General features: G+C 45.1%; 12 protein-coding genes and 2 tRNA genes. 7 read left to right on the top strand and 7 right to left on the bottom strand.

All coding sequences use genetic code 11. The features are described from left to right. Positions 1 to 87: 87 nt before the first annotated feature. The 7 genes from ushA to hemA form a co-directional block, all read right to left on the bottom strand. Positions 88 to 1,749, bottom strand: a complete 1,662-nt coding sequence (gene ushA, locus BLO31_RS12870) for a bifunctional UDP-sugar hydrolase/5'-nucleotidase UshA (protein ID WP_070967151.1) — start codon at positions 1,747 to 1,749, stop codon at positions 88 to 90. Positions 1,750 to 2,171: 422 nt separating this feature from the next. Next, on the bottom strand, positions 2,172 to 3,023 hold the full coding sequence (gene kdsA, locus BLO31_RS12865) for a 3-deoxy-8-phosphooctulonate synthase (protein ID WP_070967148.1): 852 nt from the start codon (positions 3,021 to 3,023) through the stop codon (positions 2,172 to 2,174). A gap of 25 nt (positions 3,024 to 3,048) precedes the next feature. Beyond that, on the bottom strand, positions 3,049 to 3,858 hold the full coding sequence (locus BLO31_RS12860; protein ID WP_070967145.1) for a SirB1 family protein: 810 nt from the start codon (positions 3,856 to 3,858) through the stop codon (positions 3,049 to 3,051). A gap of 16 nt (positions 3,859 to 3,874) precedes the next feature. Beyond that, on the bottom strand, positions 3,875 to 4,258 hold the full coding sequence (locus tag BLO31_RS12855) for a SirB2 family protein (protein ID WP_070967142.1): 384 nt from the start codon (positions 4,256 to 4,258) through the stop codon (positions 3,875 to 3,877). Between the two features lie 15 nt (positions 4,259 to 4,273). Next, complete coding sequence (prmC, locus tag BLO31_RS12850; protein ID WP_070967139.1) at positions 4,274 to 5,131, bottom strand: peptide chain release factor N(5)-glutamine methyltransferase; 858 nt, start codon at positions 5,129 to 5,131, stop codon at positions 4,274 to 4,276. A 3-nt stretch (positions 5,132 to 5,134) separates the two neighbouring features. Further along, entirely contained in the window at positions 5,135 to 6,223 is a 1,089-nt protein-coding gene (gene prfA, locus BLO31_RS12845) for a peptide chain release factor 1 (protein WP_070967136.1), read from the bottom strand. A gap of 26 nt (positions 6,224 to 6,249) precedes the next feature. Beyond that, positions 6,250 to 7,506, bottom strand: coding sequence for a glutamyl-tRNA reductase (gene hemA, locus BLO31_RS12840; protein ID WP_070967133.1), 1,257 nt, complete (start codon positions 7,504 to 7,506; stop codon positions 6,250 to 6,252). Between the two features lie 162 nt (positions 7,507 to 7,668). On the opposite strand from hemA, the gene lolB reads away from it, so the two are divergent. The 7 genes from lolB (at position 7,669) to BLO31_RS12805 (ending at position 12,540) form a co-directional block, all read left to right on the top strand. Beyond that, the gene (gene lolB / locus BLO31_RS12835) at positions 7,669 to 8,286 is read left to right on the top strand and encodes a lipoprotein insertase outer membrane protein LolB (RefSeq protein ID WP_070967130.1); all 618 of its coding nucleotides are present in this window, start codon (positions 7,669 to 7,671) and stop codon (positions 8,284 to 8,286) included. Beyond that, entirely contained in the window at positions 8,283 to 9,155 is an 873-nt protein-coding gene (ispE, locus tag BLO31_RS12830) for a 4-(cytidine 5'-diphospho)-2-C-methyl-D-erythritol kinase (protein WP_070967127.1), read from the top strand. The genes lolB and ispE overlap by 4 nt, the downstream gene beginning before the upstream one ends. Before the next feature lie 28 nt (positions 9,156 to 9,183). Then, the gene (locus BLO31_RS12825) at positions 9,184 to 10,128 is read left to right on the top strand and encodes a ribose-phosphate pyrophosphokinase (RefSeq protein WP_070967123.1); all 945 of its coding nucleotides are present in this window, start codon (positions 9,184 to 9,186) and stop codon (positions 10,126 to 10,128) included. Between the two features lie 161 nt (positions 10,129 to 10,289). Then, positions 10,290 to 10,880, top strand: a complete 591-nt coding sequence (gene pth / locus BLO31_RS12820; protein WP_070967118.1) for an aminoacyl-tRNA hydrolase — start codon at positions 10,290 to 10,292, stop codon at positions 10,878 to 10,880. A 10-nt stretch (positions 10,881 to 10,890) separates the two neighbouring features. After that, the gene (gene ychF, locus BLO31_RS12815) at positions 10,891 to 11,982 is read left to right on the top strand and encodes a redox-regulated ATPase YchF (protein WP_070967115.1); all 1,092 of its coding nucleotides are present in this window, start codon (positions 10,891 to 10,893) and stop codon (positions 11,980 to 11,982) included. Between the two features lie 359 nt (positions 11,983 to 12,341). After that, positions 12,342 to 12,418: transfer RNA gene (locus BLO31_RS12810), tRNA-Met, on the top strand. Positions 12,419 to 12,455: 37 nt separating this feature from the next. Continuing rightward, positions 12,456 to 12,540, top strand: a tRNA-Leu gene (locus BLO31_RS12805). Positions 12,541 to 12,562 lie beyond the last annotated feature (22 nt).

Raw genomic sequence — 12,562 nt, 5'->3', positions numbered from 1 at the left:
AAGTTTCTCAGATCAAAAAACGGCACGTGAACACGTGCGTTTTAGTTAATGCGATCAAACACTTTTAGTCAATCGCTTTTCTTCTGTTTACTTGTAAAGAATTTCGCCAGAAGGTGCGTAACGATTAACATCTAGCGGGCTATTTGACTCTAAGTATTCTTTCAATACTTCAGCATCAACAAAACCTGTATTAACGTGTCCCGGATGACCCGTTAATTTAGGATAGCCGTCTCCACCAGCCGCATTATAGCTCGGCACGGTAAATCGATAAGTCTCATCAAGGCGCAATTGCTTACCGCTAATAAATACGTTTGAGACTTCGCCGTTTTCTACCGTCATTGAAATACCAGCAAACTGGGCATAAGCTCCTGAGTCGACAGGTTTAGTCGCAACCACATTTAGATAATCTATCACTTCCTGACCGGACATATCCGTATAGGTAAGAATATTGGCAAAAGGTTGGACTGTCAGTACGTCTTTGTATGTCACGTCGCCGCCTTCAATTGAATCGCGTACACCACCTGAATTCATTACCGCAAAATCGGCTTTCGCTCTTTCCATATGTGCTGTGGCAATAAGGCGACCTAGATTCGTTTGCTGGAATCGCACGACGTTTCTATCTCCCTCTAGCTTGCCGTTTGTTTCAGAGATTTTTACGTTAAGCTGCGCTTGACCTTTTTCTTGGAAAGGTCGTAGAAACTCCAGTAACTCTTTGTCTTGAGCAATTTCATCTTCGATGAGAACACGCTTGCTCTGCCCATCTACTTTGACTTTCTTTTTCAAGTTTACTGGGATCAGGTCATAGCTCACCATAGTAAGTTCGCCGTTGCGGAACTCGTAATCAGCGCGACCGACGTATTTTCCCCACTCGTGGGCTTGTACTATGTAAGTCCCATTTTGCATATCTGGCTTACATTCATCACTAGGTCTAAAGTTTTTCTTTACTACATTAGGCGCTTCCATACATACGGGTTCTTGTGAGTGACCACCCACTATCATATCTAAGGCACCTTCATCTAAATAGCGAGCCAAAGCTACGTCACCCGGCGCATTGATTCCGCGCTTTCCATCTTCATAGTGGCCCATATGGGTAACGGCAAAAATGAGGTCTGGCCTTTCCGTCTCTTCTAATTCCGCGATAAGTTTTTTCGCTTCTACTTTTGGATCGACAAAATCAATGCTACCAATAAACTCCGGGTTGCCTATCTTCGCCGTATCTTCGGTTGTTAAGCCAATGACTGCAATTTTGATCCCCTGCTTCATAAAGATCTCATAGGCTTGGAACATACGCTCGCCCGTTTCTTTATCATAAATATTGGCAGACAGCATAGGGAAATTAGCCCATTCAATTTGCTGCTCTAGAACTTCTAGCGGGTTATCAAACTCATGATTACCTAGCGCCATCGCGTCGTAACCAATTTTGCTCATTCCTTTAAAGTCCGGCTCTGCATCTTGAAGATCGGATTCTGGAACACCAGTATTAATATCGCCACCAGAAAGCAACAACACACTGCCACCTTCTGCACGAATCTCTGATCGCAATTCATCAATCAGAGTTTTACGTGCGGCCATCCCGTACTCACCGTACTTGTTTTGCCAAAAACGGCCATGGTGATCATTGGTATGCAGAACGGTCAGTTGATATGTAGTGTTGGGCTCCCATTCTGGGCCTGACTGGGTAGCACAACCTGCCATAGAGGCGACAATTGCTGCGCTAAGTACGGTTTTTACTATTAGACATTGCTTCATTGGAATACCTTTCGAACTTATCAGTTCCACTGCTTTGAATTGTAGTCTACTCATTTCCAGTTTGCGGAAGTTGGAGTAACGGCGACGGATTTAGAGTGGGCACTTCAGTCAAATGCAAACTGGGATCGGTGAGATATGCCACGACCTCTAAAACATGACACAGTTTAAATTACCAATTAATTAACCATACGGTAATTTCATCTTTATGTAGATGAGATCACTTAATTGATGGTTTTTTGATTATTTAAAAGACAGTACTTTCAAACAGATAGACGAGAAGTCACAAGCAATTGTTTGGCTGTAACAATAAGGGAAAATAAAATTTGAGAACGAAATCGTTGCTTCAACACTAGGGGTTAATGTGTTTTTATCAGCTAAAAAATTGCCGCCAAAGAGGCGGCAATTTAGCGGTTAGCTTAGTATTATTTGATTTCTATATGCTCAAAGCTTTTGATCACATCATCAAGCGCTTTCATTTGAGATAAGAAAGGTTCTAGTTTATCCAGTGGAAGCGCTGAAGGACCATCGCATTTAGCGTTATCTGGGTCCGGGTGAGCTTCTATAAATAGACCCGCAATGCCAGTTGCCAGACCAGCTTTCGCCAGTTCAACCGTTTGCTCTCTACGACCACCAGAAGCGGCGCCGTTTGGATCGCGCATCTGCAGAGCATGAGTGACATCAAAAATAACTGGGCTGCCTTTGGACGCCTTTTTCATCACGCCAAAGCCAAGCATATCAACAACTAGGTTATCATACCCATGGCAAGAGCCACGTTCGCACAAGATGATCTGCTCATTGCCACATTCAGCGAACTTATCAACGATGTTTCCAACCTGACCTGGGCTCATAAATTGTGGCTTTTTCACATTGATAACTGCACCTGTCTTTGCCATTGCTTCAACAAGGTCAGTCTGACGAGCAAGGAAAGCGGGAAGTTGAATCACATCCACAACATCGGCAACTGGCTGACACTGAGCTTCAGTGTGCACATCAGTGATAACTTTGACCCCAAAGGTGTCTTTCAGTTCTTGGAAGATTTTCATACCTTCTTCAAGACCAGGACCACGGTAGGAGTGCACTGAACTGCGATTCGCCTTGTCGAAAGAAGCTTTGAATACGTATGGAATGCCTAGTTTATCGGTCACTTTTACGTAGTGCTCACAAATCTTCATAGCAAGATCACGTGATTCAAGAACATTCATACCAGCAAAAAGCGTAAAAGGTTTGTCATTGGCTACAGGTATGTCACCAACATGAACAATTTTTTGTTCCATTATTCTCTCTCTTTTGTCACTAGGATTAATGCAGCGTAACTTGCGTTTCGTTCATTGCACTAACTTGATTCTTTAGCAGTTCTGCTGCTGGGTCATCTGGACATTGCTCAATAAAGTATTGGTAGTCAGATTTTGCTGCTTGATGACAGTCTAGTTGTTGGTAGATGAATCCGCGGTCTCGAATTTCGTACGGGTCGTCAGGTACAAAAGTGAGCGCTAAATCCGTGCACCGCAACGCTAATGTGTAGCGCTCTTCTCTTAACAACGCGCTTTTTACCAACGCCAGCCAGCGACCGATAACCGTAGGGTTATCCGCCACTTCTAGATGTTCGGGTTTCAGTATTGAAAACGGGCCGCTATGTCCAATCAACCAAGCCGTTAATGTATGCTCTGATACGTATTCGCCATTAAATGGGTTTACGTACACTGGTTTTTCACCATACCAAGCTACTTGAATTAAAAATTGGCTAGGAAAAGTCACACCCGCAACCGGAAAACCGAGTTTTTTAGCAAAGTACAGCAATAGTGCACCGAGGCTTACAGGTATACCCTTTCTTCTTTCCAGTACTTTGTCTAGAAATGCATTTGCCGAATCAAAATAGGCTTCTTGATCCCCTTGAAAACCCCATTCGAAATAAAACAAACGGAGTAAGGCATCAAACCTTTGCTGCTCATCAGTGTAGTGAGACAGCTTCATTTCTGCTTCTTGAAATAGACGTTGAATTTCGTGCTTAGCCCAGTGGAATTCTGTCTCTGGGTTGATGGCCTTATTTAGGGCAAGAGCGCCTTCGGCCAGTTCCATTGCATCAAAATCTTCATCAAATAGCTCAAGCATTACCACTACCCTTAACTCAACCTATAAACATTGGTATTTTCGTGACGGCTACTTTACCCGCCATCGCCAACCAACCAAGTGCGCCAAAAAATGAAAATGTACGAAGCAGTTTGTTACGACCGAGTTTTAAAGCAAAAAAGCCCAAAGCGATGTAAGCCAGAATGCATGTAATCTTCTCAGTTAACCAAGGCGCTGCAGGAGTAAACGGAATAAATCCGGTGTAAAATACCAACGCGATCCCTGATAAAAGTAAAAAGGTATCATTAATATGAGGGAAAACCTTTAGAAACTTTTTCTCTAACAGCGATGAGTTCGCCATCATCAAGGCATATCGCACCGACAGTAAAGTGGCGCTTAGCGCAATGGTTAATAAATGAAAGTGCTTCAACCCTTCGTACATTACTCTTCTCTCTTATTATTGTTGTGAAAAACGACCCATGGTGACTCGGTCGTTACCTCCATAATCTTTTTCTGTCGAAACTCGCTCATAGCCCTGTTCAAGCAGTATTGCTCTCACGTCGCTGCCCTGTTCGAAACCGTGTTCGAACAACAACCAGCCACTCTGTTTGAGAAAGCGCTTGGCCTGTTCGGTAATCGTTCTTATATCTGCCAACCCGTTGTCTTTGGCAACCAGTGCACTACTTGGTTCAAATCTAACGTCCCCCGCTTCCAAATGGGGATCGTTAGCGTCAATATACGGTGGGTTGGATACAATTAGTGCAAACTTCGTACCATCCGTAATAGGTTCAAACCAACTACCAGACAGGAAACGAGCATTCGAGATACCCAAGCGCGAAGCATTCTCCGAGGCCAATGCCTGTGCTTCTGGTTTTAAATCGACACCGAGAACCTTTCTATCTGGCAACTCAGTGGCTAACGCTAAGGCAATGGCACCTGTTCCAGTACCTAGATCTAAGATATCACCTGACGTTTCCGGCGCTTTATCCAACGCCAGCTCGACTAGCCTTTCGGTATCTGGTCGCGGTATCAAGGTCGTTGGAGAAACCTTTAGTGGCAGCGACCAAAACTCTCGCTCTCCGGTGATGTAGGCGATGGGTTCACCTTTCTCACGACGAGCGACTTGTATATCTAAGGCGATGATTTGCTCTTCGCAAAGTGTTTTATCGGGCCAGGTGTATACAAATGAACGCGGCTTGTCTAACACGTGGCAAAGCAAGACCGCAGCGTCTAACGCTGGCGACTCACTGCCGCTCAATTCAAGCCTTTGAGTGACCTCCTTAATGATGAGGTCAACCCGTTGCTGCTTGATCATAGATTAGTTTGACTCGGCCAGTGCGGCTAGCTGATCGGCTTGGTGCTCCTGTATCACTGGATCAACTAAGCTTTGTAGATCACCTTCCATGACTTCGTTTAGGCGGTAAATTGTCAGGTTAATTCGGTGATCTGACACGCGGCCTTGCGGATAGTTATAGGTACGGATACGGTCGCTTCGATCTCCCGAACCCAATAGGTTACGACGTGTATCAGACTCTTCCGCAGCGCGTTTCGCCTCTTCTGCTTGAATAATACGCGCAGCTAGGACAGACATAGCCTTGGCTTTGTTCTTATGCTGAGAACGCTCATCCTGACACTCTACTACTGTGCCTGTTGGCAAGTGAGTGATTCGGATAGCAGAGTCGGTCGTGTTAACGTGCTGACCACCAGCACCCGAAGCGCGGAAGGTGTCAATTTTAAGGTCGCCAGCTTTAATTTCTGGGATTTCCGCTTCAGGAATTTCCGGCATCACAGCTACGGTACACGCAGAAGTATGAACTCGGCCCTGAGATTCGGTCGCTGGTACGCGCTGTACGCGGTGACCACCAGACTCAAATTTAAGTACGCCGTAAGCTCCATCGCCATTAACTTTGGCAATCATCTCTTTGTAACCGCCGTGTTCTGATTCGTTGGCAGACATCACTTCAATACGCCAGCCCTGTTTTTCTGCATAACGACTGTACATGCGGAACAGATCCCCAGCAAAGATACCCGCTTCGTCGCCACCGGCGCCTGCGCGAATCTCTAAGAAACAGTTGCGATCATCATTAGGATCTTTTGGAAGTAAAAGAATTTGAAGTTCATCGGTTAGGCTTTCAATACTTGATTTCGCTTCTTTGATCTCTTCAAGCGCCATTTCGCGCATCTCTTCATCGTCTTCTTTTGCCATCTCTTCAGCGGCAACAAGATCCTCTTGAGCTTGCTGATAAGACTGGAAGCACTTGGTGACTTCTTCTAGCTGAGAATACTCGCGAGATAATGCACGGAAACGATCTTGGTCATTGATAATATCCGGGTCACCCAGTAAATGTTGTACTTCTTCGTAACGCTCTACCAGCGTTTCTAGCTTAGTTAAAATGGAGGCTTTCATAGTTTAATAACTCGGATTTAATTCAATTAAGAGTCTTCTAGACCCAATGTTTGTCTGATGACGGCAAGTTTAGCAGGTTCACCTTGTTCGGCGGCAGATTGCAAAGCTCTTGTTGGCGTATGAATCAGCTTGTTGGTCAGCTTATTGCTAAGCTCCAACAACACTTTTTCTGGATCTGCGCCTGTTGCTAATGACTGAATGCTTTTTTGCAAGAGGTCTTCTCTCACTTCATTAGCGCTATTTCGATACTCTCGAATACTATCAACCGCTTGCAATGAGCGCATCCAACTCATAAAGGATGCACTTTCTTCGCTAACAATCGCTTCTGCTTGGATTGCTTCTACTTTTCGCTGCTCGATATTGCTATCTACTATGGTTTGTAAATCATCCACGGTATACAGATAAGCATCATCCAGTTCACTAACCTGAGATTCTATGTCTCTTGGAACTGCAATATCGACCATTAAGACAGGCTGGTTTCGACGTTTTTTTAACGCCGTTTCAACCATGCCTTTACCGATAATAGGCAGTGGGCTTGCTGTCGAGCTGATCACTATATCTGCTCTTGGTAAGTGTTGAGGAATTTCGCTTAAACTAATGACTTCAGCGCTAAACTCCTCAGCTAATCCTAACGCTCGTTCGCGGGTGCGATTCGCGACAATCATCTTGTGACACCCATTGGCTGATAGGTGTTTAGCCACTAACTCTATGGTTTCACCCGCTCCCACTAAAAGCACTGTCGAGGACTCTAAAGACTCGAAGATATGCTTAGCTAGTGTACAAGCCGCGTAGGCAACCGATACGGCATTGCCACCAATATCCGTTTCCGTCCTTACGCGTTTCGCGACAGAGAAGGCTTTCTGGAACAACTTCTCCATCGCAGCATCAACAGACTTGTGGTCTCTTGAGTCGGTATAGGCTTGCTTCACTTGTCCAAGAATTTGAGGCTCACCCAATACCAAAGAGTCAAGACCGCAAGACACTCGCATTAAGTGACGGATCGCTGCTTGTTCTTCATATATATAGAGGCTTGGTTTGAGCTCCTCTGGAGTCACTTGATGAAACTGAGTCAGCCAATCGATCACCTTACTCTTGCCAGAAGGTTTAACATCGCAATAAATTTCGGTGCGATTACAAGTAGAGAGAATCACGCTGCCGTTAACATTTTGGCTTTCACAAAGTTGCTGCAAAGCATTGGGCAGCTTATCAGGTCCAAACGCGACTTTTTCTCGCAATTCGACCGATGCTGTATTGTGATTGATGCCAATAGCGAGCAGAGACATGTATAAACGATTCTCAATTTTAGATGATTGATGTAACAGGGACGGAATTTTACTTGATGCCCCAAGTTATTAAAAGGGTATTAAGGATATGTTTTCCTTACTTCGTGATTTCAATGATATAGTTATCCCACTTCTGCGGTCAGATTGGATGTTTTTACAGCAATGTTACAAACAAGTTTTCGTCAGGTTTCTTTTTTTGTCGCCATACTGGTTTTTCTATCTGGTTGTTCTACTACGCCTGACAGCTTTACCAATGTCGAATTCGACTTACACCAACAAAGATTAGCATCTATCTCTGAATATCAAGCTTTTGGCAAAATTGGCTACATTTCTCCACAGCAGAGAGAGTCGTTGAACTTTCAGTGGCAACACAGCCAAGATGGTTCAGAGCTGCGCCTAACCACTTTTCTTGGACAAACCGTATTAAAACTCAATCTTTCTCCTAGCGGTGCCGAAGTCGAAACTTACGAGGGTGACATAATCAAGGACCGCGACGCTCAGGTCCTTATCTACCAGTTAACTGGACTGATGATCCCCATCGAGCCACTCAGTGATTGGTTGTTGGGTAAACCTAGCGGAGCAAAAACCTATGTGCTCAATGACACTAACACTCTGCAATCCTTAGAAAAACAGATCAGCGGACAAAAGTGGAAACTCAACTTTTTATCTTATCGAGACCACAATCACCAAGGTTTCCCATTACCTTTGCCCTCTAAGCTAAGGTTAGAACACCAAGACACTAAAATTAATATTGTAATTTCCAAATGGCTGTACCAATGATCACTGATACCACCCAATGGCCCTCTCCTGCCAAGCTCAATCTATTCCTTTACATCACCGGAAGAAGAGCCAATGGCTACCACGAGTTGCAAACGCTTTTTCAGTTTATTGAACAAGGCGACGAGATCAGTATAACCGCCAATCAAACAGGTCAAATTACCCTGAGCCCAGACTTAGAGGGTGTATCAACAGAAGACAACCTGATTTACAAAGCGGCTATGGCTTTAAAACCTTTTGCCGACGCTGAGTATGGCGCTGACATACACATTGACAAAAAATTGCCAATGGGCGGCGGGATTGGTGGCGGCTCTTCAAATGCTGCGACAGTATTAGTGGCCCTTAACTTTTTGTGGAAGTTGGGGTTATCGGAAGACCAAATTGCCGATATCGGCCTTAATCTCGGTGCGGACGTCCCCGTATTTACCCGAGGTTATGCCGCTTTTGCACAAGGGGTTGGCGAAGAACTCCATCGAGCAGAGCCAGAAGAAAAATGGTATTTGGTTGTACGTCCGAATGTTGCGATAGCGACCGCAGAAATCTTTAATCATCCAGATTTGCATAGAAGCTCGCCAAAACGAGCTCTGTCAACGCTTATGAACACACCATACGAAAACGATTGCGAAAAAATCGTACGAATGCTCTACCCAGAGGTTGATAAGCAACTTTCTTGGCTGCTACAATACGCGCCGTCAAGATTGACGGGCACAGGATCCTGTGTTTTTGCTGAGTTTTCTTCTTATCAAGACGCATTATCTGTGTTTGACCGTTTGCCCGAAGAGGTTTCAGCTTTTGTGACCCAAGGGAAAAATACGTCTCCGTTATTTGAGACACTTGCTAAGTACAACTTAGCCTACAATTTATCTATCTAAAACTGGACGCAACCCCGAGGTTTCCACCGTGCCTGATATGAAGCTATTTGCTGGTAACGCTACGCCTGAACTAGCCCAACGTATTGCTGACCGTCTTTACATTTCTCTTGGCGATGCAACTGTTTCTCGTTTTTCAGATGGCGAAGTCGCTGTACAGATCAACGAAAACGTACGTGGTAGTGATGTGTTCATCATTCAATCCACTTGTGCGCCAACTAACGACAACCTAATGGAATTGGTCGTTATGATTGACGCAATGCGCCGCGCTTCTGCTGGCCGTATTACTGCAGTTATTCCTTACTTTGGCTATGCCCGTCAAGACCGTCGTGTACGTTCTGCGCGTGTGCCAATTACAGCAAAAGTTGTTGCTGACTTCTTGTCTAACGTTGGTGTAGACCGCGTTCTAACCATCGACCTTCACGCAGAACAAATCCAAGGCTTCTTTGATGTTCCTGTTGACAACATCTTCGGTACACCAGTGCTTCTTGAAGACATGGAGCAGCGTGGCCTAGATAACCCTGTCGTGGTTTCTCCTGACCTAGGTGGTGTTGTACGCGCTCGCGCTACAGCAAAAGCACTAGGTGATATCGATATTGCTATCGTTGATAAACGTCGCCCACGCGCTAACGTTTCTGAGGTAATGAACCTAATCGGAGATGTTGAAGGTCGCGACTGCGTTATCGTTGATGACATGATCGATACAGGTGGCACTCTGTGTAAAGCAGCAGAAGCTCTAAAAGAGCGCGGTGCAAAACGCGTATTTGCTTATGCTACGCACGCTGTTTTCTCAGGCAATGCCGCATCAAACATCGGCAACTCAGTTCTTGACCAAGTGATTGTCACTGACTCTATTACTCTTCCTCAAGAAATGCTGGATACCGGTAAGGTAACTTGCTTGAGCCTATCTCGCATGCTGGCTGAAGCGATCCGTCGTATCAGCAACGAAGAATCTATTTCGGCGATGTTCAACTAAACATCGACGAGTTTTAGAGTGGAAGCGTCTCAATTGAGGCGCTTTTTTGTTTTTCTCCCCTGCCAAAATCTAATTCGCGATAAAGCCAAATCCCAAGGCTACTTGGCTGCATATTATTGTGATATGATACGGCGCTTTAAAATTTCCAGAGAGAGCCTACCTTGAGCCAAGAGATTAAATTGCTGGTTGGATTGGCTAACCCCGGTCCAGAGTATGCGAGAACTCGCCACAACGCTGGTGAATGGGTTGTCGAAGAGCTTGCACGAGTACATAACATTACGATGAAAAACGAAGCGAAGTTTTTTGGTCGTACTGGCCGCATAATGATGAATGGCCAAGACTTGCGCTTGCTAATACCTACCACCTTTATGAACTTGTCAGGCAAATCTATTGCAGCCTTAGCGAAGTTTTATCAGATTAAGCCCGAAGAAATTATGGTGGCACATGATGAGCTGGATCTCCCCCCCGGAGTCGCTAAGTTTAAGAAAGGCGGTGGTCATGGTGGTCACAACGGTTTAAGAGACACCATTAGCAAACTGGGAAATAGCAAAGATTTTTACCGCTTACGGATCGGTATTGGCCATCCGGGGCACAAAGATAAAGTAGCAGGTTTTGTGCTGGGCAAGGCACCAGCAAAAGAGCAAGAGTGCCTTGATGCCGTCGTCGACGAATCGGTTCGTTGTCTAGACATCTTGATCAAAGATGGTCTATCCAAAGCACAAAACCGCTTACACACGTTCAAAGCTGAATAAGGTTACTATCATGGGTTTTAAATGTGGCATTGTTGGTCTGCCAAACGTAGGTAAATCAACACTATTTAATGCACTGACAAAAGCGGGTATCGAAGCCGCCAACTTCCCTTTCTGTACTATCGAACCAAACACTGGTGTCGTTCCAGTGCCAGATTTACGACTAGATGCGTTAGCAGCTATCGTAAACCCGCAGAAGATCTTGCCAACAACGATGGAGTTTGTTGACATTGCGGGCCTTGTTGCTGGTGCCTCAAAAGGTGAAGGCCTTGGTAACAAGTTCCTAGCTAACATCCGTGAAACCGATGCTATCGGCCATGTGGTTCGTTGCTTTGAAAACGAAAACATTGTTCACGTAGCCGGCAAAGTATCTCCTATCGAAGATATTGAGGTTATTAACCTCGAACTAGCGATGGCCGATCTAGACTCTTGTGAGCGTGCGATTCAGCGCAATGCGAAAAAGGCAAAAGGCGGCGATAAAGACGCAAAATTTGAGCTAACGGTACTTGAAAAGCTTCTACCCGTTCTTACAGAAGGCGGTATGGCTCGCACTGTAGAGCTTGCCAAAGAAGAACTAACGGCAATTGGTTACCTTAACTTCCTGACTTTGAAACCAACCATGTACATCGCTAATGTCAACGAAGATGGTTTTGAAGACAACCCATATCTCGATGCCGTACGCGAGTTTGCAGCTAACGAAAACAATGTTGTTGTTCCTGTATGTGCTGCTATCGAGTCAGAACTTGCAGAACTTGAAGACGAAGATCGCGAAGAGTTCCTTGCTGATATGGGGATCGAAGAGCCAGGTCTTAACCGTGTGATCCGCTCTGGTTATGAGCTACTTACCCTGCAAACCTACTTTACAGCGGGCGTAAAAGAAGTAAGAGCTTGGACGATTCCCGTTGGTGCGACAGCTCCTCAAGCGGCGGGTAAAATCCATACCGACTTCGAAAAAGGCTTTATCCGTGCGGAAGTGGTTGGCTATGATGACTTTATCCAATACAACGGTGAAAGCGGTGCTAAAGAAGCAGGCAAATGGCGTTTAGAAGGTAAAGACTACATCGTAAAAGATGGCGATGTTGTCCACTTCCGTTTCAACGTGTAAATAGTCGATAAAACCGCGACCATCAGAGATAAAATGAAGCTGGCCTTAGGGCTGGCTTCTTTTTTATTGCTCGTTCTTTTCTGTGTAGTAATAACGGCAACAAGAGAGATAAAAAACCTCGTCTTACCAATATATTGGTTGCCGTTTATCCCATTCACTCTTTCAATTAACTCACTCTTCTACTGATAAAAACTTGTCAGTTTTCGATGATTAACACGCCTCTTTGTTTAAAAAGAAACCGAACGAGTCATTTATCCCGATTTATTCAAAAAAACTGTTGACGGTTCTCACTCAACTACGCATAATGCGCCCCGTTCCCAACAAGACGGCAACGTCTTAACGAGAACAAATTATGAAGTGGCTACGTAGCTCAGCTGGTTAGAGCACATCACTCATAATGATGGGGTCACAGGTTCGAATCCCGTCGTAGCCACCATTCCTAAGTGCTTTGTTATAGAGCCTTTAGGAAAGATGCGGAAGTGGCGGAATTGGTAGACGCACCAGATTTAGGTTCTGGCGCCGCAAGGTGTGAGAGTTCAAGTCTCTCCTTCCGCACCATAATTTCGATAGCATTGCTATC

This window comes from Vibrio sonorensis (assembly GCF_001854765.1).
GTDB lineage: Bacteria > Pseudomonadota > Gammaproteobacteria > Enterobacterales > Vibrionaceae > Vibrio > Vibrio sonorensis.
The sequence above is the reverse complement of the archived record's forward strand: the minus strand, read 5'-3'. Positions and strand labels throughout refer to the sequence as shown.

Excerpts from the sequence above, each read along its gene's own strand:
- kdsA (WP_070967148.1), bottom strand. The coding sequence starts at position 3,023 with ATGGAACAAAAAATTGTTCATGTTGGTGACATACCTGTAGCCAATGAC.
- BLO31_RS12860 (WP_070967145.1), bottom strand. The coding sequence starts at position 3,858 with ATGCTTGAGCTATTTGATGAAGATTTTGATGCAATGGAACTGGCCGAA.
- ispE (WP_070967127.1), top strand. The coding sequence starts at position 8,283 with ATGATCACTGATACCACCCAATGGCCCTCTCCTGCCAAGCTCAATCTA.
- ushA (WP_070967151.1), bottom strand. The coding sequence starts at position 1,749 with ATGAAGCAATGTCTAATAGTAAAAACCGTACTTAGCGCAGCAATTGTC.
- lolB (WP_070967130.1), top strand. The coding sequence starts at position 7,669 with ATGTTACAAACAAGTTTTCGTCAGGTTTCTTTTTTTGTCGCCATACTG.
- BLO31_RS12855 (WP_070967142.1), bottom strand. The coding sequence starts at position 4,258 with ATGTACGAAGGGTTGAAGCACTTTCATTTATTAACCATTGCGCTAAGC.
- hemA (WP_070967133.1), bottom strand. The coding sequence starts at position 7,506 with ATGTCTCTGCTCGCTATTGGCATCAATCACAATACAGCATCGGTCGAA.
- prmC (WP_070967139.1), bottom strand. The coding sequence starts at position 5,131 with ATGATCAAGCAGCAACGGGTTGACCTCATCATTAAGGAGGTCACTCAA.
- ychF (WP_070967115.1), top strand. The coding sequence starts at position 10,891 with ATGGGTTTTAAATGTGGCATTGTTGGTCTGCCAAACGTAGGTAAATCA.
- prfA (WP_070967136.1), bottom strand. The coding sequence starts at position 6,223 with ATGAAAGCCTCCATTTTAACTAAGCTAGAAACGCTGGTAGAGCGTTAC.